1 protein-coding gene is annotated in these 276 nt (G+C 55.1%); it reads right to left on the reverse strand.

The features are described from left to right. Window positions 1-276 (reverse strand): hypothetical protein (locus Q5762_RS38240; RefSeq protein ID WP_315896920.1); only part of this gene is annotated, 276 nt, incomplete at both ends.

Raw genomic sequence — 276 nt, forward strand, 5'->3', positions numbered from 1 at the left:
TCCAGGCGCAACAGGGCGCAGAACCCCACCACGACGCCCATGATCAATAGCAGCGCAATACGCAATGCAACAATGGCATCGATACCCGTAAATTGCAGTGCCGCCAAAAGAAATCCAATATTCAAGAACAGGCTAGCGGACAGCGCCACGGTGAGCAGATTAGGGATCAACAGAAAAAACGCCATGGTAGCGACCACCACCGCCGTGATTTGAGTAGGCAGGCTTTCAGGGCGCAGCGGAACGATCAGGATGACGCCCGTGGCCAGCACCCATAAT

This window comes from Streptomyces sp. P9(2023) (genome assembly GCF_032436795.1).
Lineage (GTDB): Bacteria > Actinomycetota > Actinomycetes > Streptomycetales > Streptomycetaceae > Streptomyces.